This is a genomic window from Emticicia sp. 21SJ11W-3 (assembly GCF_024138715.1).
Lineage (GTDB): Bacteria > Bacteroidota > Bacteroidia > Cytophagales > Spirosomataceae > Emticicia > Emticicia fluvialis.
This window is the reverse complement of record NZ_CP092074.1, coordinates 1385716-1408507: the sequence shown is the minus strand read 5'-3', so window position 1 is coordinate 1408507 and position 22792 is coordinate 1385716. Positions and strand designations below refer to the sequence as shown.

The 22792-nt window shown below is 40.9% G+C and carries 27 protein-coding genes; 10 read left to right on the top strand and 17 right to left on the bottom strand.

All coding sequences use genetic code 11. The annotated features are described in order from the left end of the window. Positions 1–316: 316 nt before the first annotated feature. The 3 genes from MB380_RS05930 to MB380_RS05920 form a co-directional block, all read right to left on the bottom strand. Complete coding sequence (locus tag MB380_RS05930; RefSeq protein ID WP_101725422.1) at positions 317–499, bottom strand: hypothetical protein; 183 nt, start codon at positions 497–499, stop codon at positions 317–319. Positions 500–562: 63 nt separating this feature from the next. Next, positions 563–988, bottom strand: coding sequence for a hypothetical protein (locus MB380_RS05925; protein WP_253533879.1), 426 nt, complete (start codon positions 986–988; stop codon positions 563–565). Between the two features lie 50 nt (positions 989–1038). After that, on the bottom strand, positions 1039–1686 hold the full coding sequence (locus MB380_RS05920) for an MgtC/SapB family protein (protein ID WP_253533878.1): 648 nt from the start codon (positions 1684–1686) through the stop codon (positions 1039–1041). Between the two features lie 181 nt (positions 1687–1867). Between MB380_RS05920 and MB380_RS05915 the strand changes: the two genes are divergently transcribed. Both MB380_RS05915 and MB380_RS05910 read left to right on the top strand, forming a co-directional pair. After that, positions 1868–2248 (top strand): hypothetical protein, encoded by a 381-nt coding sequence (locus MB380_RS05915; protein ID WP_253533877.1) that lies wholly within the window; start codon positions 1868–1870, stop codon positions 2246–2248. 94 nt (positions 2249–2342) lie between these two features. Then, the gene (locus tag MB380_RS05910) at positions 2343–3992 is read left to right on the top strand and encodes a lamin tail domain-containing protein (protein ID WP_253533876.1); all 1650 of its coding nucleotides are present in this window, start codon (positions 2343–2345) and stop codon (positions 3990–3992) included. 60 nt (positions 3993–4052) lie between these two features. On the opposite strand, the gene MB380_RS05905 is transcribed toward MB380_RS05910, so the two are convergent. After that, positions 4053–4190, bottom strand: a complete 138-nt coding sequence (locus MB380_RS05905) for a hypothetical protein (protein WP_253533875.1) — start codon at positions 4188–4190, stop codon at positions 4053–4055. Positions 4191–4376: 186 nt separating this feature from the next. On the opposite strand from MB380_RS05905, the gene MB380_RS05900 reads away from it, so the two are divergent. Next, the gene (locus MB380_RS05900) at positions 4377–5255 is read left to right on the top strand and encodes a serine hydrolase (protein WP_253533874.1); all 879 of its coding nucleotides are present in this window, start codon (positions 4377–4379) and stop codon (positions 5253–5255) included. Between the two features lie 2 nt (positions 5256–5257). Here MB380_RS05900 and uvrC read toward each other — a convergent pair whose 3' ends face one another. Next, complete coding sequence (gene uvrC / locus MB380_RS05895; RefSeq protein ID WP_253533873.1) at positions 5258–7072, bottom strand: excinuclease ABC subunit UvrC; 1815 nt, start codon at positions 7070–7072, stop codon at positions 5258–5260. A gap of 261 nt (positions 7073–7333) precedes the next feature. Here uvrC and MB380_RS05890 point away from each other — a divergent pair, with 261 nt between their 5' ends. The 5 genes from MB380_RS05890 to MB380_RS05870 are packed head-to-tail and all read left to right on the top strand — an operon-like array spanning position 7334 to position 10909. Then, entirely contained in the window at positions 7334–8029 is a 696-nt protein-coding gene (locus tag MB380_RS05890) for a DUF1361 domain-containing protein (protein WP_253533872.1), read from the top strand. After that, positions 8004–8363: a diacylglycerol kinase family protein gene (locus tag MB380_RS05885; RefSeq protein WP_253533871.1), complete on the top strand. Its 360-nt coding sequence runs from the start codon at positions 8004–8006 to the stop codon at positions 8361–8363. Before MB380_RS05890 ends, MB380_RS05885 begins: the two co-directional genes overlap by 26 nt. Continuing rightward, on the top strand, positions 8360–8971 hold the full coding sequence (locus MB380_RS05880; RefSeq protein WP_253533870.1) for a hypothetical protein: 612 nt from the start codon (positions 8360–8362) through the stop codon (positions 8969–8971). The genes MB380_RS05885 and MB380_RS05880 overlap by 4 nt, the downstream gene beginning before the upstream one ends. 44 nt (positions 8972–9015) lie before the next feature. Next, complete coding sequence (locus MB380_RS05875; protein WP_253533869.1) at positions 9016–9309, top strand: transcriptional regulator; 294 nt, start codon at positions 9016–9018, stop codon at positions 9307–9309. A 52-nt stretch (positions 9310–9361) separates the two neighbouring features. Beyond that, the gene (locus MB380_RS05870) at positions 9362–10909 is read left to right on the top strand and encodes a DUF4153 domain-containing protein (protein ID WP_253533868.1); all 1548 of its coding nucleotides are present in this window, start codon (positions 9362–9364) and stop codon (positions 10907–10909) included. Positions 10910–10973: 64 nt separating this feature from the next. Here MB380_RS05870 and MB380_RS05865 read toward each other — a convergent pair whose 3' ends face one another. After that, a complete protein-coding gene (locus tag MB380_RS05865; protein ID WP_253533867.1) occupies positions 10974–11693 on the bottom strand; it encodes a Bax inhibitor-1/YccA family protein in 720 nt (239 codons plus the stop codon). A 143-nt stretch (positions 11694–11836) separates the two neighbouring features. Beyond that, positions 11837–12574 (bottom strand): LPS export ABC transporter ATP-binding protein, encoded by a 738-nt coding sequence (lptB, locus tag MB380_RS05860; protein WP_101725435.1) that lies wholly within the window; start codon positions 12572–12574, stop codon positions 11837–11839. Positions 12575–12695: 121 nt separating this feature from the next. Between lptB and MB380_RS05855 the strand changes: the two genes are divergently transcribed. Both MB380_RS05855 and MB380_RS05850 read left to right on the top strand, forming a co-directional pair. Beyond that, complete coding sequence (locus MB380_RS05855) at positions 12696–13280, top strand: Crp/Fnr family transcriptional regulator (protein WP_253533866.1); 585 nt, start codon at positions 12696–12698, stop codon at positions 13278–13280. 72 nt (positions 13281–13352) lie between these two features. Continuing rightward, positions 13353–13928 carry a DinB family protein gene (locus MB380_RS05850; RefSeq protein WP_253533865.1) on the top strand — a complete coding sequence of 192 codons (576 nt, stop codon included), beginning with the start codon at positions 13353–13355 and terminating at the stop codon, positions 13926–13928. Positions 13929–13967: 39 nt separating this feature from the next. Here MB380_RS05850 and recJ read toward each other — a convergent pair whose 3' ends face one another. The 10 genes from recJ to MB380_RS05800 form a co-directional block, all read right to left on the bottom strand. Then, the gene (gene recJ / locus MB380_RS05845) at positions 13968–15683 is read right to left on the bottom strand and encodes a single-stranded-DNA-specific exonuclease RecJ (protein ID WP_253533864.1); all 1716 of its coding nucleotides are present in this window, start codon (positions 15681–15683) and stop codon (positions 13968–13970) included. 37 nt (positions 15684–15720) lie between these two features. Beyond that, positions 15721–17865 (bottom strand): 3-hydroxyacyl-CoA dehydrogenase NAD-binding domain-containing protein, encoded by a 2145-nt coding sequence (locus MB380_RS05840; protein ID WP_253533863.1) that lies wholly within the window; start codon positions 17863–17865, stop codon positions 15721–15723. Then, positions 17855–18343 (bottom strand): hypothetical protein, encoded by a 489-nt coding sequence (locus MB380_RS05835; protein WP_253533862.1) that lies wholly within the window; start codon positions 18341–18343, stop codon positions 17855–17857. Before MB380_RS05835 ends, MB380_RS05840 begins: the two co-directional genes overlap by 11 nt. Before the next feature lie 149 nt (positions 18344–18492). Continuing rightward, the gene (locus tag MB380_RS05830; protein ID WP_253533861.1) at positions 18493–18855 is read right to left on the bottom strand and encodes a DUF1304 domain-containing protein; all 363 of its coding nucleotides are present in this window, start codon (positions 18853–18855) and stop codon (positions 18493–18495) included. Positions 18856–18866: 11 nt separating this feature from the next. Continuing rightward, on the bottom strand, positions 18867–19778 hold the full coding sequence (locus MB380_RS05825; RefSeq protein ID WP_253533860.1) for an LD-carboxypeptidase: 912 nt from the start codon (positions 19776–19778) through the stop codon (positions 18867–18869). 25 nt (positions 19779–19803) lie between these two features. Then, entirely contained in the window at positions 19804–20763 is a 960-nt protein-coding gene (locus MB380_RS05820) for an ion channel (RefSeq protein ID WP_253533859.1), read from the bottom strand. A 77-nt stretch (positions 20764–20840) separates the two neighbouring features. After that, positions 20841–21146 (bottom strand): DUF721 domain-containing protein, encoded by a 306-nt coding sequence (locus MB380_RS05815; RefSeq protein WP_101725444.1) that lies wholly within the window; start codon positions 21144–21146, stop codon positions 20841–20843. Positions 21147–21262: 116 nt separating this feature from the next. Further along, entirely contained in the window at positions 21263–21916 is a 654-nt protein-coding gene (locus MB380_RS05810; protein WP_253533858.1) for a hypothetical protein, read from the bottom strand. Between the two features lie 77 nt (positions 21917–21993). Beyond that, the gene (yajC, locus tag MB380_RS05805; protein ID WP_101725446.1) at positions 21994–22272 is read right to left on the bottom strand and encodes a preprotein translocase subunit YajC; all 279 of its coding nucleotides are present in this window, start codon (positions 22270–22272) and stop codon (positions 21994–21996) included. Positions 22273–22313: 41 nt separating this feature from the next. Beyond that, on the bottom strand, positions 22314–22766 hold the full coding sequence (locus tag MB380_RS05800; RefSeq protein WP_253533857.1) for a DUF1573 domain-containing protein: 453 nt from the start codon (positions 22764–22766) through the stop codon (positions 22314–22316). Positions 22767–22792: the final 26 nt, after the last annotated feature.

Below are 22792 nucleotides of genomic sequence, written 5' to 3'. Positions count from 1 at the left end.
CTGCATACCTGTTGAACAAGTATTAATGCCCTCCTTGGTTATATTCTGATATTCCATGATACATCAACTTGGGCTATTTGCCTTCTTTTTATCCGTACATATAAGCAACTTCAGTTTTTTTGCCCGTACAGATAAACAAGCTGAAGCGTTATTTGATAAGTACCTGTGAGGTCTTATATAAATGAATGAATGAAGATGCAGATTGGTATTCTAAAATAGCGCTTCAAACAAAATAATGTATTTACGCATTCGCCCAATCTGATTGAGAACGTATTAACTAAAAGACATAAAAAAAGGCGGATGAACCGCCCTTGTATCAGTGATGTCCTTCGTCGGCATGAGAGCGGTTATAACCATTAGCAAACGTAATGCCCACAACCAACAGCCCAAGTATAAAGACAAACAAATCGCCAAAAACCCAAAGAATAGTCATAATTAGTATAAAAAGCACTAACATAAACCAGCTTGGAAGCGGTTGAGGAGCAGATGATTTTGCCATAATTTATCTTGATACGTTAATTTCCGGCTGCAATTTATGACATAAGAATCATAATTGAAAATATTACTTTATTTTCTCATAAAAAAACAGATTGCCGTCGGCCAGCCTGGCTCCTACCGGAGCGCTCTGGTACAAAACCAGGTATCTGGGTGTTTCGGTAAACCACAGGTAAGAATACGTTTTAGTGTTTTCAAAAACTATCATATCGCGTTTGATACTTGCGTTTTCGTCAACACGCATACTCACGGTTGACCTCTCTACCACTTTGCCATCTTTAGTACGGGTAAAAAACTGTTTTGATGCGTTAAATTCAAGAACTTCTTCATATTCCGGCACTTTTTCAGATGGGCTGCCCGGCGCCGGAAAACCTACTCCAATCTTTACCAGTTTCCATCTACCGTCTATTTCATTCAGTTGTGGGTCAGGTATGGTAGTCTCGCATGATGTGACAAACAAAATGCTGAGAATGTGTATTAACAAGGTTTTCATAGTTATACAGTTTTTCGTTTCGATACCCTTTAACTAAAAAAGGTTGGAATCTAAAAATCAAATTCCATAATATCGGGGTCATTCAATAAGCTTTTAATTATCTGCTCATGGTTTTTCTCTGACCCCCTGACCGTCCAGGTACCGCTGATACGGTCATTAGTTTTGGTCTGCATGTTTCTTTCTGCCTCCAGATTAAACCTTTCAAATAAATGTTCGTAATGCCTGAGCGTTCCGTTGGTGTACTTGCAAACAATTCTGTACGTACGTATCAGGTTCCTTCGTTTAATTCTCACCTGTAAAGGCACCAATACATATAAAGTAAAAATAACAAGCAACATGGCAAAAAAGCCTGTTTCGTACAGGTCTTTGCCTACGCCTACGCACAGGCCCAATGCTGCCGTAACCCAGGCCGTAGCAGCAGTAGTAATGCCCGTAATGCGCCCGCTTGAGTTATCTCTGAATATAATTCCGCCACCTACAAACCCAATTCCGGTTACAATATTGGCAGCAATGCGGGATGGGTCTGAACCCAATTTGATAGACACCAGGGTAAAAAGTGTAGAGCCAACGCAAATAAGAATCATGGTTCTTAACCCGGCCGATTTACTATGATATTCTCTTTCAAAACCAATAATCGCGCCCGTACCTGCCGAAATCAAAAGTTTAAGGATATCTTCGGTTACAAATTCTAAATCCATAAAAACAAGAGTAGTTTTTCAAAAAACAAATCACAATCATAATTAACACATAAAACTTCAACAAATACAGGCTCAAAAGTAATATTTTAGTGTTTGCCGCAAAACTTAACACATTTTTTTTGTTTTTTTTGATTGCTTTGGTTGTATTTGTAAATTAATTAAACAATCTCATAAAATTATTATGAAAACTGATCTTAAACAGAAGGTTTCTGAAATCTCAACTGCGCTTGCCAATATTATCAGCGGAGATTCTGCCAGCAAAAAAATCAAAAAAGCCATTGATAAGACTGCAAAAAAACTAGCGAAAAAAATTGCTAAAGTAAATAAAGAGGCAGAAAAAGAGAAAAAGAAAGAAGAGAAAAAGGCTGCTAAAAATGCCGTGGTAAAAGTAAAAAAAGAGAAGAAAAAAGACAAAAAGCCAGTAGCTGCAACCGCAAAAGCGAATGCCCCTAAAGCCTCAGTTGCGCCGGCTCCGGTTGTTCCGAAAGTAGCCGTGCCCGAAGCAGCAGCAGCCAAACCAAAAGCCGTAGCTCCTGCTAAACCTAAAGAAGAATCTAAATAATTTAAATATAGATTATTTACGCTGTGACATGACATGCGCCAAGCCCGGGTGCAGATCTATACTGATTTGCACCTTTTGCTTTCTTTTACTTTTCATGAACACCACATTGGCTCAGCAGACCAATGAATTGATTATTAGTGAAATAATGGCAGACCCTACCCCTGCTAAGGGTCTGCCTGAAAAAGAGTATCTTGAACTTTATAACCGCACAGGCAAAGCGCTTAACCTCAACCAGTTTGTATTAGGCTATAACAACGGCACAGTCAGTTTCCCTGATTTTATCATCCAACCCAAAGAATATGTAATTGTTACGCACCGAAACAATGTCTCGGAATTTCAGGCTATCGGAAGAACCGTAGGCCTGAGTAGCTTTTCATTACTGAATACAGGTACCACCTTAACACTAAAAACCAACAGTAACACAACAGTTTTTTCTGTTACTTATACCAGCAAATGGTATTCTACAGGTAAAACACAAGGATTCTCACTAGAGATGATTGATACAGAATTTGCCTGCGTAGAAACAGGAAACTGGGTTTCAAGCGAAGCCGTTTTGCAAGGAACACCGGGCAAAGAAAATTCAGTTAAAACTTCCCGCCCCGATTTAACGCCCCCTGTTTTGCAGCGCTATGAATATCTCAACAACCAGCAGATAAAGCTCGTTTTCAATGAAAAACTGGATAGCCTTTCTGCGGTTAGTCAGTTAGCCTACACGGTAGATAAATCTGTTCAAATAAAAAGTATTGCCACTGAAAGCCCGGCAAATACTTCAGTAACACTAACTTTTCAGTCTGCTTTGCAAACTAAAACAAGTTATACGCTTACTGCCAGAAATATTGCAGACTGTTCTGGTAATGTACTGAAACAGGCATCTTTGCAGGTAGGCATTGTAAGTGAGGCTGACTCTGGCGATGTGGTGGTGAATGAAATACTGTTTAACCCCGGTAGTGGAGGCGAAGACTTTGTTGAAATCTATAACAGGAGCAACAAATTTATTAGTCTGAAAGACTGGGCTTTGGCCAATGCAGACGCTACAGGCACGGTGGCCAATATAAAACCTATCACTTTAACTAATTATGTTTTGATGCCGGGTCAGTTTTTGGTTTTAACCCGCAATGCAAGTGTAATTAGTAGCCAATATTACAAAACAGTAGCAAGCCATATACTGGAGATGGAAAGCCTGCCCGCATTTGCTAATGAAAAAGGCACGGTTATTTTGCTGAATCAATTCAGAAAATTACTCGACCGGTTCGATTACTCAGAAACAATGCATCATGGGCTGATCGACAATAAAGCGGGCGTATCGCTAGAGAAGTCAGATTATAACCTACCGTCCTCGTTGCCATCTAACTGGCATTCGGCAGCGGCCTCTGATGGCTACGCCACGCCCGGTTATGCCAATTCTCAATATAAAAGCGCTGCTGAAAGCAATACATTTATGATTGAACCTGAGATTTTCACCCCTGACGGAGACGGCTCTGATGATGTGGCTCAGTTAAAATTTCAGCTTACTCAAACCGGGTTTGTAGCCAACTTATATGTATTTGATGCAAACGGACGAATGCTGAAACAACTGGCACAAAACCAGATTCTGGGGGTAAATGACCAGATTGTCTGGGACGGAAAAAGTTACAATAATGAGATTGCCCCCGTAGGATATTATATTATTCTGGCCGAACTTTTTAACACGAATGGCGATAAACTGGAATTTAAAGCAAAAGTGGTATTGGGAGCCAAATATTGAGTTGGCGAGTGCAATAATACCACCATTCTTAGTTTATGCTGTGGGAGTCTGATAAAACTGTCACGGTTTTTTTTGCTTTCTGTTAGACATCTTATTCTCTCGGTAAAGTTTCTGCTCTTCTCTTTCCAGATGCAATCCATAGGCAGACACACACCCCATGGCTATAAATTGTGTAACTATAAATAATACAACTATCATGGCTTTAAATGTTTATGTATTAAAATAAAAACATTTGCCAAAGCGGGTTTTAACAGATTTAAAGCAGTTTTGTGGAGTGTATTCTACAAAAAACACACCATTCCACATCTGAGTCTTTATCAATTCAGCATTTTTCTCTTAAATTGCAGGTATGGCCTTATCTGTTGACAATTTGATTTACCCTTTATGAAAAACTTCTGTTTCGTTACGCTATTCCTTGCTTTTGCTATGCAGTCTGCTGCACAATCTGAGCAATTGAAAAACGCTATTCTGGCAAGACTAAACCCGGTTGAGGGAGAATTTGCTTTGGCATTTAAAGACCTGCAAACCGGGCAAACAGTGTTCATAAACGAGAAAGAGAGTTTTCATGCAGCAAGTACCATGAAAACCCCGGTTATGATTGAAGTATTTAAGCAGGCCAAAGCCGGAAAATTTAAGTTGACAGACTCTATTCTGGTTAAAAATGAATTTAACAGTATTGTAGATGGCAGCCCGTTTAAACTGGATTTAAGTGACGACAGCGCCGATGAAATGTACAAGAAAACAGGGCAGCAAATGACTATCTACGACCTCACCTACCAGATGATTATTGTAAGCAGTAACCTGGCTACCAATATTCTCATTGATTTGGTGGGGGCTAAAAATGCCAATGCGACCATGCGTACGCTTGGGGCTAATGATATACAGGTGCTACGCGGGGTAGAAGACAGCAAAGCCTTTCAATCAGGAATGAACAATACCGTAACTGCTTATGACCTGATGCTTATTTTTGAGAAACTGGCACAGGGAGAGGTAGTAAGCAGGAAAGACTCTGAGGCCATGATAAAAATACTACTCGACCAGAAATTCAACGAGATTATACCTGCCAGATTACCCGCCACTGTAAAAGTAGCCCACAAAACTGGTTCTATTACAGGGGTACAAAATGACTCCGGAATTATATATTTGCCAGACGGACGTAAATACGTACTGGTTATACTATCAAGAAAACTAACGGATGCTAAAAAAGGTGTTGAAGCGCTGGCCGATGTATCTGGAATGATATATGACAGTCTTCAACACTAGATTCAGCTTTCTTTAGCCAGAAACTCCCTGATGCGGTGGGTTTTGTCTTTGCCAATCAGTTTTATCAGCTCTTCGTCTGGGGCGCTCTTGATGTTTGATATGGTCTTGAACTGTTTCAGCACCTTGGTGGCCGTAAGTTTACCAATACCCGGAGCACTTTCTAAACTACTAATCAGGAAGCTCTGACTACGTCGGTCGCGGTGATGGGTAATACCAAAACGGTGAGCTTCGTCACGACAGCGCTGAATGAGTTTCAGCGACTCAGACTTCTTGTCAATATAAAGCGGAAGCGTATCTTCCGGAAAATAAATTTCTTCCAGTCGCTTGGCAATCCCGATAATCGGAATCTCGCCATACAGGCTCAATTCTTTCAGGGCTTCGCAGGCAGCAGACAATTGTCCTTTTCCTCCGTCAATAATAATCAAATCAGGCAAATCCGTTTTTTCTTCCAATAACCTTGTATACCGCCGTGTTACCACCTCTTTCATAGTGGCAAAGTCATTCGGGCCTTCTACTGTTTTGGGTATATAATGCCTGTATTCTTTGGGGGCGGGTTGTCCGTTTATAAAACAAACCATTGCCGAAACCGGATTGGTACCCTGTATATTTGAGTTGTCGAAACACTCTATATGGCGCGGCAGGTTCTTTAACTGTAAATCCTGTTTCAGTTTTACCAGCACTCGGTCTCGCTTATTGGTAGCGCCACTGGCTGCAATGGCGTCTCTTTCAGCTTTCTCTTTTCTGAAATACACCACGTTTTTTAACGACATATCCAGCAGCTTGCGTTTATCACCAATCTGAGGTACCGCAATATCTGCCTTCATATCAATACTTACCGGTATGTTGGTAATAATCTCTTTTGTGGTGCTTTCATATTGCTGGCGCAGCTCAACAATAAACATAACCAGTATTTCTTCATCAGTCTCTTCCAGTTTTTTCTTTACATCAAGTGTCTGGGTAAGAATAATGGTACCATTTACCACTTTCAGATAATTAATGTAGGCAGTGGTTTCGTCAGACGTAATACTGAACACATCTACGTCTTTAATAGACGGATTAACAACGGTTGCCTTGCTTTGGTAACTCTGAAGAAAATCGAGTTTCAGTTTTAGCTGGTGCGCTTCTTCAAATGCCAGCTTACGCGCGGCCTCCTGCATGCGCTGTTCAAAGTACTGCCTGGCAGGCGCCAGATTCCCCTTCAATATATGATGCACCTGTTCAATCTCTTTCAGGTAGTCAGCCTCGGTTTGCAGGTTTTCACAAGGGCCTTTACAATTACCAATATGATACTCAAGGCACACTTTAAACTTTTTGGCATCTATGTTGTCTTGCGAAAGGTTAAGGTTACAGGTTCTGATGGTATATAGCTGGCTGAACATCTCAAGCAGGGCGTGCATCGCTTTTGAGTTCACAAACGGGCCATAGAGTTTCCCGCGCGACCTGTCTTCCATGCGACGTGTCGTAATTACCCTTGGGAAGCGCTCATTGGTAACACAAACGTAAGGATACATCTTGTCGTCTCTCAACAAAATATTGTATCTCGGCTGATATTGCTTTATGAGTGTATTTTCAAGCAGGAGTGCGTCAAACTCTGTAGGCACAATAGTAAATTCCAGCTTTCTTATGCTTACTACCAATCTGCGGGTTTTGCGGTCGTGCCTGTTAAAATTTGCAAAATAACTGGTTACTCTGTTTTTAAGATTTTTGGCCTTACCTACGTAAATAACCTCGCCGTTGTCGTTAAAATAACGATACACCCCCGGTTCTTCGGGTACCTTAACCAACTCTGATTTATAATCAAAACTAATCTCCGACATAAAAAAATTGTTCTCTCTGATAACCAATAACACTACCCAATCTTAATCTGTTCAACACTTACCCAATCAGGCTTTATAAAAGTTTCTAATTTATAACATTTATTCCGGATTAAGACAGCATACTGAGCAGAACCCCGGCTTTTGTGCATTTAAGGCCCCGCCTGAATCAATTTTTTAAATTGAAACAAAAAAATTGCCACATAATTTGGAAACAATCATATTTCAAATTTACTTTGCAATACAAAGTTCTTTTTTATCCTTATGACATCTAAAAAAATTACAATAGCGTTTAATATCAGTCGACCGACTTTAAGCCTGATACTACTGACATTGCTCAGTTCTGTATTATTACTGGCTGGTGTAATAAAGACGCATCATCTGAGGGGCATCTACTTACTCTGGAATCTGTTTTTAGCCTGGGTTCCATTATTATTTATTCTGGTTGCCCGCAGGTATCAGTCTTTGCCACATGCCTCATTTCGTTTCAGCCAGACTATAGTTTACAGCTGCCTGGGTTTCTGGCTGTTGTTTTTTCCAAATTCGCCTTATATAATTACGGATCTGATTCACCTGACAGAGTCGCAGCTGCACCTTTTGTGGTTTGATTCCGTTAGTTTTTTCATTGTTGCGCTGGCAGGTTTAGCAACCGGACTTTACTCTCTGCTGGTGGCGCACGAAATTATTGAAAAGCTAACAGGCAGAATATGGGCCTGGGCGATAGTTTTCTCGAGTGTGGTGCTGTCTGGTTTTGGCTTATACCTAGGCCGGTATATCCGTTTCAATAGCTGGGATTTGTTCACCAACCCTGCATTTTTGTTCAGAAAATCAATCCATGAGCTTCAAAATCCGCTGGCTATACAAACCACAATGGTTTTCTCGCTGGTGGTTATGGTGCTATATGTTTCATTAAATCTGTTGATGCCTGCCTCTTATGAACGTTCCAAAAATGTTGCATAGCTTTAAATATGCTTTTAAGGGTGTAAAAGTGCTGCTTCAGGAAAACAACGCCCGGTTTCATCTGCTGGCAACGGTTGCGGTTGTTTTAGGTGGCATACTCTTAAAACTTAGTTTTGCCGAATGGTCAGCTACCATTATAGCAATCGGATTGGTATGGATGGCCGAAGCCTTTAATACCGCGTTAGAAAAACTATGCGATTTTGTTTCGGAAGGTTACCATCCTTTAATCGGTAAAATAAAGGATTTATCGGCAGCCGCAGTTTTAATCATTTCAGTTTGCGCTGCAATTATCGGAATTATTATATTTTTGCCTAAAATTTTAGCTAATCTATGAACGAGCACCTAGAACAACTGAAGGAAATACGCTCTCTGATGGAACGTTCGTCCAAGTTTCTTTCCTTAAGCGGGTTTTCCGGTATTTCAGCCGGTATCTGTGCTTTAATAGGTGCCTGGTATGCACACCAGAAAATTCATGTTGATGGTTTGTATCAGTTGTTTGACCCGGCCGTCAGGCATGAGATTGTTCCGGCACTGCTGCTTGACGCAGCCCTTGTGTTGGTGTCTGCACTGGTAACAGGAGTGTTTTTTACTGTAAGAAAAGCCCGTAAAAAAGGGTTGGATGTCTGGACATCTACCTCTAAACGCTTGCTGACAAGCATGCTTATTCCGTTATTTGCCGGAGGTATCTTCGGCTTGGGGTTGCTGTATCACGGATTTTTCTGGCTTTGTTTTCCAACTACACTTGTTTTTTATGGCATTGCTCTGGTAAATGCCAGTAAATACACCGTTCATGATACTTTTTATCTGGGCATAAGTGAGATTGTGCTGGGTATTGTGGCTTTGTTTTTAGCAAAATGGAATTTGCTCTTCTGGGCAATTGGGTTTGGTGGGTTGCACATTATTTATGGATTAGTGGTGTATTTCAGATATGATAGAAAATAGTTTTGGCGCCAGGTAGCTAAAAGCGCCTGACGCTGGTGAATAATATGAATTTACTTCAGAATTTTAATAAAGCATTTGAAAGCAAGGCCAGGCTGGGCATCATGTCGGTGCTGATGGTGAATGACGACGTCTCTTTTAATGCCATGAAAGAGATATTGTCTTTGACTGACGGTAACCTTGCCACACACCTACGCGCACTGGAAGAAGCTAATTACATTTCGTTCAGAAAAGAATTTGTAGGCCGCAAACCCAATACGGTTTATTCGGCAACTGAGCCAGGCAAAAAGGCTTTTAACGAACACCTGAACGAGTTGGAGAAATTTATTAAAGGAACATGATTTTTTTTGCCATTTTACTTTGCAAAACAAAGAACTTTTTAACTATATATTTATGAATCAGCTAAGTTTTCGTTTACTATCAGTAGTAATACTTACCATCGTTTTTAATTATTTTTTCTGGCTTGAGAAATTCGGCATCAATCTCTTGCTTTTCAATACCTCACTCATTGCCTTGCTGGCCCTGTATAACAAAATAAAATTTGACACCATACCCTTGCGTGTTGCTTTGGGTACGGTATTGCTGACAGGTGCTATGGTAATTGTTTATAATTCAGTTCTCAGTATATTGGCGCATTTGTTATGTTTCTTGGTTCTGACAGGTTTTATACACCGGCGTGAACTTACAAGTGTTGGTGGCGCCTTATGGCAGTATGGACTAAACCTGATTATGACTACCTTTGAACCCCTGCTCCTGCTTGCAGAAACCAAAAACAAGCTAAACAATAAAAATCAGCTTCTGGGCAAATCGGTCAACATTGCACAATTGTTGCTGATTCCAATTATTGCTTTTGCGGTTTTCTTGCTTATTTTTAAATCAGCCAATCCAATTTTCAGTGACATAGTTACAACGCCCTTTGCCTGGCTTTTTGAGGCCATGGAAAGGTTTTTTACTGATTTTTCGATAGGTCATTTCGTCTTTCTGCTATTCGGTGCCGGCTTTATTTTCAGTGTATTGTTTAACTGGGGACGGGTAAAGAATTTATACCCAATCAAACAAAGACCTGGAACAATTCCTACCCCGGAAAAACCCAATGAAAAGTCGGCAATTAATGAATACAGCACTGCACTATTACTAATTGTATCGGTTAATATTTTACTGCTTATCATTAACATTATTGACATAAAATTCTTGTGGTTTAATCTGGGAGCAGACTTAAAATCAGCGCATGAGTTGTCTAAACTCGTACATGAGGGAACCTACCTGCTTATTCTAAGCATTGTACTTTCAATATTTATTCTAATCTATTACTTCCGTAATGAGCTCAATTTCCTGCCCGGCAACCGGTGGCTTGTTGTGGCTGCCTACGTATGGATTATTCAGAACGGTTTCCTGATTATCTCGGTTTTACTACGCAATTATGAGTATATTACCAATTATGGGCTCGCTCACGGTCGCATAGTCGTAATTTTCTTACTGCTAATTACTACTATAGGTTTAATTTTACTTTGGCTCAAAATCAAGCATAAATTCACAATCCTGCATTCTTTCAAACAGGCGTGTTGGGGTTTACATTTATCACTGGTAAGTTTTACACTTTTTGATTGGGACAGCATGATTGTGCAGTATAATCTATCTACCCAAAAAGCAGCAGACATTGATTACTATTATTTGAATACGCTCTCAGACCGAACACTTCCTTTGTTGTATGAAAACAGATCGAAGATAGAAGAAAGCAGCAGGATACATAATCATTTTAATAAGCTATATGATACCGACAGGCTTAATATACGAATCAGTTATTATCTCAAAAAACAAAAGGGATACAACTGGGTATCCTGGGATTTATCAAACAGCAAAGCGGTTAACTATTTTAAAGACAAAAAAATTGAAATACCTAATAAACAACCTGGGTCTAATACCCCTGAAAGTGCTTATTAAAACGGCACAAAAAATGAAAGCCTGCGGTTAAGGCAGGCTTTCATAAAATATTGATTAATGGATATTATCTACGCGCCAACTTGGCTAATAATTTCAGAATCTCTAAATAAAGCCATATTATTGTTACCATCAGTCCGAAGGCTGAATACCACTCCATATATTTTGGCAATTGCATACGTGCTCCTTCTTCAATCAGGTGGAAATCGATAATCAGATTCATGGCAGCAATGGTTACAACCACGCCTGAGAAGATGATACCGATGGTACCGCCTTGATGAATATAAGGAATACTGATGCTGAACATACCTAAAATCCAGGTAAGCATATACAACAGAAAAACAGCGCCGGTAGCCGCGGCAACGCCAACCATAAAACCTCTGGTAGCTTTAATGATACCGGTTTTATATAATACCCACATAACAAATACAACTCCGAAAGTAAGACCTGCCGCAATAAAAGCAAATTGATGAAAAATGGCAGAAATTGCACCGATAGCTAAACCTTCTAACAAAGCATAAGTAGGTGCCAGCTGCGGCGCCCATTCTTTTTTAAATGCCAGCACAACGGCACACAGAAGGCCGCCTATGCATCCGGCGGGTATCAACATCGGGGCAATGCTCCAACCTTCTAGTAAACCCACCCAGGAAACGGCCGAAGAAGCCAAAAGAATAAATAACAAAATACCTACCTTGGTGAGTGTACTTTGTACTGTCATGACCTCGCCGCTGTTATAAGTAAGGTCAATCTTTGTAAATGTTTTTTCCGAAAATACCGGATTAGCCATAGTTAAAAATTGTTTAAGTGATTGTATGAAGATACAAATTAGCAAATTTCCGGTTCCTATACAAGTACCGGTAAATGAATTTATTTTAAATAAAATATTAGGTATTCAATGCCTGAAAAAAGAATATCTTCTCAGAAAACCGTTTAAATTTTGCGTTTCAGCTCGAAGTGCTGGCCCAGATATACCTTTCGTACCAGTTCATCACCTGCCAGTTCTTCGGCTGTACCCTGCCGTAGAATTTTACCTTCAAACAACAGATAGGCTCTGTCGGTAATTGAAAGGGTTTCGTTTACGTTATGGTCGGTTATCAGAATGCCGATATTACGGTGTTTGAGCTTGGCAACAATACCCTGAATCTCTTCTACGGCAATGGGGTCTACACCTGCAAAGGGTTCGTCTAACAATATAAACTTGGGGTCAACAGCTAATGCGCGGGCAATTTCTGTACGTCGGCGTTCGCCGCCCGAACAAACAATTCCTTTATTTTTTCTGACATGCGTAAGGCTGAACTCCTCCAGCAAGGTTTCGGTTTTCTCTTTTCGCTCTGCTTTTGTCATGCCGGGTTTTGCCAGTTCCAGCACCCCCAGGATATTCTCTTCAACCGTTAATTGCCTGAACACCGAGGGTTCTTGTGCCAGATACCCTACACCCAGTTTGGCACGCTTGTACATAGGCAGGGCAGTAATATCGAGGTCATCAAGCCAAACCTTACCACTATTGGGTTTTACCAGACCAGTGGCCATATAAAACGACGTGGTTTTTCCGGCACCGTTAGGACCAAGCAGCCCCACAATTTCACCTTGTGCTACCTGATAACTTACGTTATTGTTAACTAAGCGTTGCCCGTATTTTTTAATAAGGTTTTCAGTACGTAGAATCATCTCTTGCTATTCAGCCGTTTCTTTTGCAAAACTAACGTCTTTTCTTCATAAATCTTGTTAATATTTATTAAATCATTGTCAGGGCCTTATATTTGGCGTAACATCCAAACCCCTTTTTTTCATGCAAACAGCTTTACTTCAACTGAAGCAATTGGTATCAGGCATCCATCCTTTATCTGATGCTGACTGGAAGGAGTTTTCGACACACTGGAAGCCCTTCGCAGCTAAAAGAAAAGAGCTGTTAACTGCTATGGGCGAAAAAGAAAGGCATCTGTACTTTGTTATAGATGGCGTGCAGAGAGTGTATTATTTTGACGAGCAAAACAGGGAAGCAACACTGGTTTTCACTTATAGTCCGTCGTTTGGTGGTGTGCTTGATTCATTGCTATTGCAAACGCCCTCAAAATATTTTTATGAAACCCTGACACCCTCAGTTTTTCTTCGGGCCCCCGTAAGCGAGCTAAAGATACTGATGCAAAGCCGACCCGCCATTGAAACACTTATCAGACAGGGAACTACACACGCGTTGTCTGGTTTACTGACCAGACTGGTTGAATTGCAATGTTATTCAGCCGAAGAACGCTTTATGGAGTTGCTGAAACGCAGCCCGCATATTCTGCAACTGGTGCCACATAAGTATCTGGCCAATTATCTGGGTATGGATGCCACCAACTTCAGCAAGTTTATTAACCGGATAAAAATTTAGAAATATTGGTAAATACCAAGAATTAAGAAGTCTGGCCTGCTGAATTTTGCAGTAGAAAACAAAATAGCTTACATGGAGAAAGTTGATAAAATACAATTGCTGGAAAAATTGGAGAACGAGGTAGAAAACCACTTGCATGCAGCCATCAGCACTTTTCAGAACCTGAATGAAGATATCTTATTGAAGCCGCCTTATAATTCTGGGTGGAGCATTGCCCAATGTTTTGAACACCTGAACAGCTACGGCTTATACTACCTGCCACAAATTGAAAAAGGCATTAGAGAAAATCAGGAAAAACCGTTCAATGATACTTTTAAGAGCAGTTGGCTGGGCCGCTACTTTACCCGGATGATGTTACCATCAAACACCAAAAAATACAAAGCATTTAAAGGGCATATACCCGCTCCTGACCTGAATGCGCACGAAGTAATGGCCGAGTTCATTAATCAACAGGAAACATTGCTCCGGTATTTGAAAGAAGCCGGAAAGGTAGATTTGAATGCGATTCGAATACCTATTTCAATTGGTAAATTTATAAAATTAAAACTGGGCGATGTGTTTCAGTTTATCATTGCACACAATGAACGCCATATTCAACAGGCAGGCAGAGTATTAGATACACTAAAGAGTTATGAGAAGATAGCATAGTAAAAGGGGACGGCACAGGCCTGTCCCTCTTATGATTTTCTAATACTTAATGTCTTTCAGCATTAACTGCAAAGTAGTTTTATTATTGAAAGTGTTCTCTTCAATCTGGTAGGCAATTCTGAAATACTTCTGTTGTGTCAGCCTCCTGAAGTGTTCTTCTACCATACCAAAACCAACAGCCGTAAAGACAGCACCGGTATCTTCTTCCAGAAGCTCCAGTTTCAGGTGCTTTTCTTTCATGATACGGGGCGTGTACTTCAGCGTAAGGTTTTCTGTAACAAAAACAGGCTGCATGTTTTCCGGCCCGAAAGGCGCCATCTGGTTTATTATCCGATGAAACTTAGAGGTGATGTCTGCCAGCCGGATTTTTAAATCTACATTTATTACCGGGGTTTGCTGCTCTTCTGTTATATACCTGTTTACTACTTTGTCAAACTCCTGTTGAAACGGCTGAATATTTTGGATGCTCAGGGTCATACCCGCAGCGTGCTTATGCCCACCGAATTGCTCTAACAGATGCGAACACTCTTCTAAAGCTGAATACAGATCGAATCCGGCAACCGAACGTGCCGAACCGGCAGCCATTGCCTCTTTGGTTTTAGTAAAAATAATGGTTGGCCGGTAGTACTTTTCAATACAGCGGCTGGCAACAATTCCAATTACGCCTTTGTGCCAGTCTTCTCTGTACAGAACCGTACTCTTGGCAATACTACTCAGCCAGGCATCCTGCTCAATCATAGCCAGCGCTTCTTCGGTCATGCGGGTATCATGGCCCCGGCGTTCGGTATTATATTTTTGTATTTCTTCGGCAAAAGCAAGCGCTTCATCAAAATTATCAGACAACAACAGTCTTACGGCATCACGGGCATGCTTTATTCTGCCTGCTGCATTTATGCGGGGCCCCAATACAAACACAACATTTTCAATGCTCATGTTACTATTGAAACCTGCCACACTCTTCAACGCTTTTAGTCCAATTTGCGGATTTTCGTTCAGTTTCTTTAAACCATAATAGGCAAGAACCCTGTTTTCGCCGGTAATTGGTACTATATCAGACGCTATACTAACTACGCATAAATCAATATATTGATACAGTTTGGTTAATGGAATATTGTTTCGGACACAATAAGCCTGCAAAAGCTTAAAGCCCACTCCATTGCCGGTTAATTCTTTGTAAGGATACGCGCAATCTTTGCGTTTGGGGTCAAGCACAGCCACTGCATCAGGCAGGTTTTCATCCGGCTCGTGGTGGTCGCATACAATAAAATCTATTTTATACTGTTCCTTAGCAATTTTTACTTTGTCTTGCGCTTTTATGCCGCAGTCGAGGCAAATAATTAAAGAAGCGCCCTGTTGTGCGGCAAACTCAATACCCTGCAATGAAACCCCGTATCCTTCCAGATAACGGTCGGGGTTATAGTATTCAATGTTTAGGTAAAAAGTACTTAAAAAACCATAAACCAGCGCAACGGCCGTGGTGCCATCCACATCATAATCACCGTAAACGAGTATCTTCTCTTTCGTATTAATGGCTGCTTCCAGCCGTGCAACTGCCTTGTCCATATCAGCCATCAGGAATGGGTCATGCAGATGCGACAGTTGCGGACGGAAAAAATCTTTTGCCTGTTCAAAATTACTGATACCTCTCTGCACCATCATATTAGCCAGGGTATTATCAATATTCAATTGCCCGGCTAACGTTTTAACCACCTGTTGATCAGGGACAGATTTATATGCCCACCTCTTTTCGTACATTTATCGTTCTTTTATTCAGCTGATTACAACGCCGTAATTATAAGTTCCTAACTAATTCTTCTTGTTTTTGTGTAAGCCTGAATCGCTCTCCGTAAGTGTTGGCTAACCGGTTACATTCGTTTAAAAAAGTCTCTTTGCCTACAAATTCAGGAAAATTGAGCGTTCCACCTGCGTAAGGCGGGAATCCCCAGGCCAGAATAGAACCAATATTGCCATCCAGTTTTGTTGTCAGCACGCCTTCATCAAAACAACGGATTGACTCTACCACCTGACGGTAAAGCAAGCGCTTTTTCACTTCATCCATTTCAGGCTGCGAATCTGATACAGGGAAATATTCAGCCAAACCATCCCAAAGATATTTTTTACCATCGGCGGGATACTCATAAAATCCTTTTTTATTCTTTTTGCCCAACCGGCCCAAATCTTCCACCATCAATCTGATAGCCTGATACGTGTCATCGCTTTCAGTTAAAGCGCCATCCGCAATACTTTGCCTGGTAATTTTAAGAGCCAGATCAAGGGCTACTTCATCAGATACAGCCAAAGCCCCTACCGGCATTCCGGCATATTTGCCTGCGTTTTCAATCAGAACCGGGTCTACACCATCTTTTAGCAGATAAATACCCTCGCTGGTATAGGTACTGAAACAACGAGAGGTGTAAAATCCTCTTGAATCATTTACCACGATAGGTGTCTTTCTGATTTTCTTTACGTAGTCGACGGCTAATGCCACTGCATAATCTGAGGTTTGCTTACCACGAATCAACTCTACAAGCATCATTTTATCAACCGGAGAAAAAAAGTGTATACCAATGAAGTTTTCCGGTTTGGCAGATGCCTTTGCTAAGCCTGAGATAGGTATAGTTGAGGTGTTAGAGCCAAACACGCCACCTTCTGCCAGCATGGGTTCTGCTTCTTGTGTTACGGTGGCTTTCAACTCGCGGTTCTCAAAAACAGCCTCAATTATCAAATCGCAGCCTTTTAAATCTGCTGCTTTGTCGGTTGGCTGAATCAGGCTTAATAACAGGTCTCCTTTTTCTTTAGTGGTTTTACCTTTTTCTATCCCTTTTTGTACTAAAGACCGTGAATAATCCTTTCCTTTTTCGGCACCTTCTATACTTACATCTTTTAAAACTACCTCAATACCGGCCATTGCCGATACATAAGCTATGCCCGAACCCATAAAGCCGGCTCCTAATATACCAAGTTTCTTTACCTCAGTTTTAGGAACATCCTTCGGGCGGCTTGCGCCTTTATCGGCTTCGTTTTTGCCCAGAAACATTACGCCAATCAGGTTTTTTGCTTCTCTTGAGGTGGCAACTTTTACGAAATGCCGTACTTCTATGGCAATGGCTCTGTCAATATTTACCTGCAGGCCTTCATAAACACAAGAAAGTATCTCAATCGGTGCCGGATAATTCCCTTTGGTTTTATCCATAATCATGGCTGTGCCACCGGCAAAGGTACGCATTCCCGTTGGCGACTGCACATTACCACCCGGTACTTTATAGTTTTCGCGCGCTTTAATAGCACCCGTCTTTTTATCAAATTCGTCCCAGGGTTGTATGGCTTTCGGGTTCGCTAATATCCACTTCATGGCTTTTTCCATAAGCTCTTCTCTGGTGGCGGCCAAATCATTTACCATACCATAGCCAAAGGCTTCTTTGGGGCTTATGCGCTTGCCTTCAACCATCAACAGCAAGGCGGGTTCCATGCCAATCAGGCGTGGTAAACGTTGTGTTCCGCCACCGCCGGGCAATAAACCCAGCTGCACTTCCGGCAAGCCAATCTGTGCTTTGGGGTTGTCTAAAGCTATTCTGTAATGACAAGACAGACACACCTCGAAGCCTCCGCCCAGCGCTGTGCCGTTAATGGCCGCAACAACCGGCTTGCCGCAGGTTTCAAGTGTTCTGAAAATCTTATTAAAGTCGAGCGAAAATTTATAGGTTTCTGAAGGGTCTTTATCGTTATTTTTTAAAAGCATTTTCACATCTGCGCCTGCTATAAATTCATTTTTTTCTGAGGTAATAATTATACCCTTTACCTCGGAGTCGGCGTAAGCGTTTTTAAGATGTGATTCAAATTCAGGAATAGAAACATCATTCAGTACATTCATGGGCGACGTGGTCATGTTCCAGCTGAGAATCGCCACATTGTTTTCAATTCTATAATTAATTTCCATTGTCAGGTTGAATTATGTGCTTTAAAATTAAATCTGCTTTTACTATATCTTTTGAACGCCCAAACAGCCGGAAAACCCTTTCCTGCTCCTGAAGCGTTGGTATTCTAACTTTTAATTGGCCTATGCTTAGCTCAGAATATTGATTTACCCGCAACTTTTGCCATTGGTTATTATTACAAATTTCCAAATCGCCCATTACCTCTACCCAAACGCCGCCTAACTGATACCTCGCGAAACGAGAACGAAATTTGTCTGAGTCTTTAGGCGCATAATCTTCTATTTTACTGGCTTGCCAACGATTCTTCAGAAAGTCGGCATCTCTTGCGGATGTCAGTAAATCAAGGTCTTCTGTTACCTCTAAAGGTACCCCAGCCAGTACAAGAGCCGAACTGCCGATGATGTAAACGGGGTCTTGCAATGCAGACAAATCATCAGCCAGATACTCAATAGATTCCAGTATTTTATTGAATGGAGTCATTGTCAAATAAAGTATGCAAGCATACTGTTATGCAAATATAGAAATAATAGCGTAGCTAAGAAGCCTATCGATAAAATTTTATAAACAGGCCAGCCGCCTTTAAAATAAGACCAAGAAAGAAAGAAAAATACTGATTTATTACCGTGTAATCAGGCAAGCCATGTGATAATAAATGCCAGAATTGCGGGAAGTGCCTGTACAAAAAATATACGTTTGCTGGCCGAAACGGCTCCGTAAACACCCGCCACAATTACACAGCCAAGAAAGAAAAAAGCCACATTTTTACTCCATACTGCATCGGTAATAAACAACGACCAGACAAGGCCAGCCGAAAGAAAGCCATTATATAAGCCCTGATTGGCAGCTAACGTTACAGTTTTAGGAAATAAATCTTTAGGTAACGAGCCAAAAACCTTAGGCCCTTTGGTTGTCCAGGCAAACATTTCAAGATACAATATATAAACGTGCTCTAAAGCAACCGCAACAATCAGAATTTTAGAGAGTATTTCCATGGTTTTGTTTATTAAGGGTTTAAAAATTCAAGCCTTACTCCAATTTCGTTCACTTCCAGCCGTGCAGCTCTTCCACATGCCAGAGCCCGGTTTGCAGTGTCATGCCCGACGGGGAAACCATAACAAACAGGATAATTATATTCGGCCACGTGTTCAGCAATAATCTCATAGGCATGCTTACCAAAAGGTACATCGTTTTCTTTTAAATCATTAAAAGACCCCACAATCAGGCCTGCCAGCCTCTTCAGTTTTCCGGCTCTTTTCAGTTGCACCATCATGCGGTCTATGTTATAGAGGTATTCACCAACGTCTTCAATAAAAAGTATTTTATTGTCATAGTTGATGTCAGACGCAGACCCTATCAAATGCGCCAGCAGACACAGATTCCCTCCTGTTACAAGCCCTTCTGCCTCTCCTGCTCTGTTCATCTGATGCGCCGCTACTTCATACATGATCTCTTTACCAAAAAGAAATGGCTCTATAGACCTAAGAGAGGCGTTGTCTTTCATGAAAGTTTTAGGCATGGGCCCATGCAAACTCTGAAACCCAAGTGATTGAATATGGCTATGAACCGCAGTAATGTCAGAAAAACCGACAATCCATTTTGGATTCTGTTTGAAAAGACTGAAATCTATCTTATCAATAATTCTGGAACTGCCGTAGCCTCCTCGTGCCGAGAAAATGGCCTTGATTGATGAATCGTTAAGCGCCTGCTGAAAATCTGCTGCACGGATATTGTCATTGCCGGCAAAATCAAAATATGCCGCTCCTACCGAATCACCGGTTACAATATCCACTTGCCAGTTTTCACTCATAAATTCAATGGCCTGTTGGATATCCGCCGGGTCAATCTTACTAGCCAGAGCCACTATGGCCACTTTATCACCTTTACCTAAAACCGGGGGAGCAATTAAAGATTTCAAATATGAATGTCAATTTTAAGATATGCTAATAATTCAGTTCGGCCGGCTCATAATCACCGATTTTCTTAAGATCCAGTATATAGGCATCTTCTTCAACTGATTCAATCATCGATGCAAACCTGGCACCCCACACCATTTCATTAGCCGTGTATGAATGTCTGTAGTAAATCGGGTCTGCAAAGGTATCATCAATACCCTGAATTGCTATCATAAATTCGGCATCACCTGCCAATAAAGATTCAGGTGTTTCATTATACAGCGGGCTGTCTTCAGTAAGCGGGTGGACAATCGTCCAGTTAGTCGGGAAAAAGTTTACTTTTGATCTTTCAAGCGTTAAACCAGAATACTTCCGGTTCGCCCTACCTTCTTTTTGCTCAATTTTTGAAAACACCACGCTTATTTCCATATTAATTAACTGGTTGCTTCTTTCATTTACAATTCTGAACATCATTGCGTTGGTATTCAGGTACGGAGAAACAAGCAGGTTTTTACTGAACAATATCCGCGGATTAGGTTTTGAAAACCGCCCGTACAACAGACCCGTTACAATTGCAAAAAGCATAAGCCCCATCATAGACTCTATGCTTGCCACCCAGCTGGCAATGAATCCATCGGGCGAAATGCGACCATAACCTACAGTAGTTAATGACTGAGCGCTAAAAAAGAATGCATCCCAGAACTGCGAGTGCGTGCTGGTCATGTTAACACCAATAAGGTGTTCTACCCCTATTAAATAATACGCTACCGCAAATAAAAAATTAAGTAAGATATATACCAGAAACACAATGAGGAAAAAGGTTTTCCATTGCATTGTAATGAAACGATTGTAGATATTGAGCCAGGCTTCAAAAGACTGTCCTTTTCGCTTCACGTTAAATTGGCCATCACCCTTTAGAAGCCTTTTGCGGCGGTCAGTAAATTTGGTACCAAAGCCAAGGTCCTGGCGGTTGCGCTCATTTTCGACAAGTATATTCTTTTTGCTCATAGCCTGCCTGCAGCGTGTTTTAGAGTAGTAATGTTTGCATCATAACATTAGCCAACTAAAAAAAAGTTTAAGGTATCCTATAAAAATATAACGTCATCAATAACCGACTCACCCACATCTTTATTAATGAGGTCTATGAGCTTGGTTTTTGCCATAAAAAGTTCTTGCCGGAGGGGGGAAGATTCAAGGCGAAGATACAGCACTCTGTTTTTAACGTATATTTCTTTGGTTCTGGAAGCTATAATTTTACCCATCATGCGTTCCCAGAAAGCCACCAGATAAGTTTCATTGAATTTTGATTTCAGATTGAAGGTTTTAAGAAACCCTTCGATGGCATCTTTCAGAGGCGTAGATTGCGAGCGTCGAGCGGTTTCTGATGGCATTTTTCAATGAATTTTAAGACTCAAAACGAATAATTTACCGGATGCTCGTAAAAACTACAAACATCTGCTTAGTAAGTTGAAAAAAAATAACGGATTTTACAAGTGAGACAGCATAACTATTTTAGCAACTCGGCCACTTCAAAACTGACGGCAGCTTTTTCAGCACTGGCTTTTAGCATCGGATTCCGGGGAAGAGGAACTCTGATTTTATCATCATAATTAATGGCCAGATTTCTGGCAGGCACTTTCAGATAAAAAGTGTCTTTTAAATCATTAACAGCCGAAGCCGGGCCTTCAATAACAATCTCGGCTGGTGTTACATTTATCAGACTTGCTATTACGAAATTCTTCTCCAGGTCAACGGCAATACTGTCTACTTTCAATACTATGGTTTTTCTTATTTTCTTTTCGAAATTAAAAACCAGCGTATCTGTATTAACAAAATTTACCTTGGTATTGCGGAGTTTTTGGGTAAGTTTTTCTGTAAGCACTGCCGTGTCTAAATGGTTTTGAAGCTCGGGGTTTAAGATTTCATATTCTAACGGAGATACATTAAAAAAGAAATTGTCTTTCAGCAGGTTCCATCCGGTACTTGACACACTCACTTTAATGGTTTTGGGCAATGGGCTTACAGGAATATAGAGCGAATCGTTATACCTGATATCGATTGGGTAGTTAATTCTGGTTGTATAACCCGACTTGTTGAGGGCATTAAGCAGCCAATATACAGAGGCAGCAATAAAACACAAGACTAGTGTCTTAAAATTCATATAATTTAAGATTCCGGCTAAGTAGTTTTTAACCCCAAACCGGAACGGCATTCCGGTTTGGGGTTATATAACCTTTCTTATTTTTTTCTTGCAACTGACGATTTCTCAAAAGTAAGTCTGGCGCCACCACCGGCTGCAATAGTAACGGTTGTTTCATCTTTGGCAACAATTTTGCCGTGCAAACCACCAAAAGTTACAATTTCATCTCCTTCTTTCAATTCTTCAACCATTTTTTTCTGGTCGCTGGCTTTTTTCTGTTGCGGGCGTATCATGAAAAAATAAAATACCGCAACCATACCAACCATCATTATTATAGAAAACATTCCGTTTCCGCCTTGTGCTTGTAAGAGTACCATTTTATATTATTTATTATATTTTCTGTTGAATAAAATTTAAATTATTTAGCCTCTTTCGCCAGCACCTCTGCTGTAAATGAAATAGTTGATTGAGACGGATTAGCGTTAGAGTAAACCGTAACAAACTTTTTATTTACACCCACTTTACCGGTACTGTTAAAACTTACAACGATGGTATCTTTCTGGCCCACACCTATGGCAGTTTCTGGTTTTTTTGCCACAGTACAACCACATTGCACACCCACATTGAAAATCTGCAAAGGGCTTTTACCAACGTTGGTAAATACAAATTTATGCTCTACTATATCGCCTTCTTTTAATTTGCCGAAATCAAAATTCTCTTCTTCAAATGCAATTTTTGGCGCGTTAGCCAAGGCAGCAGCGGTATCAGCCGCAGCAGAGCCTGCTGACTCTTTGGAGCCAACCAGATTGCATGAAAAATTAAGACCTGCCAGAATGACTACCGCGCAAACTGATACAAATATTTGCTTCATTTTCTGAAATTTTAAGATTTTCGAAT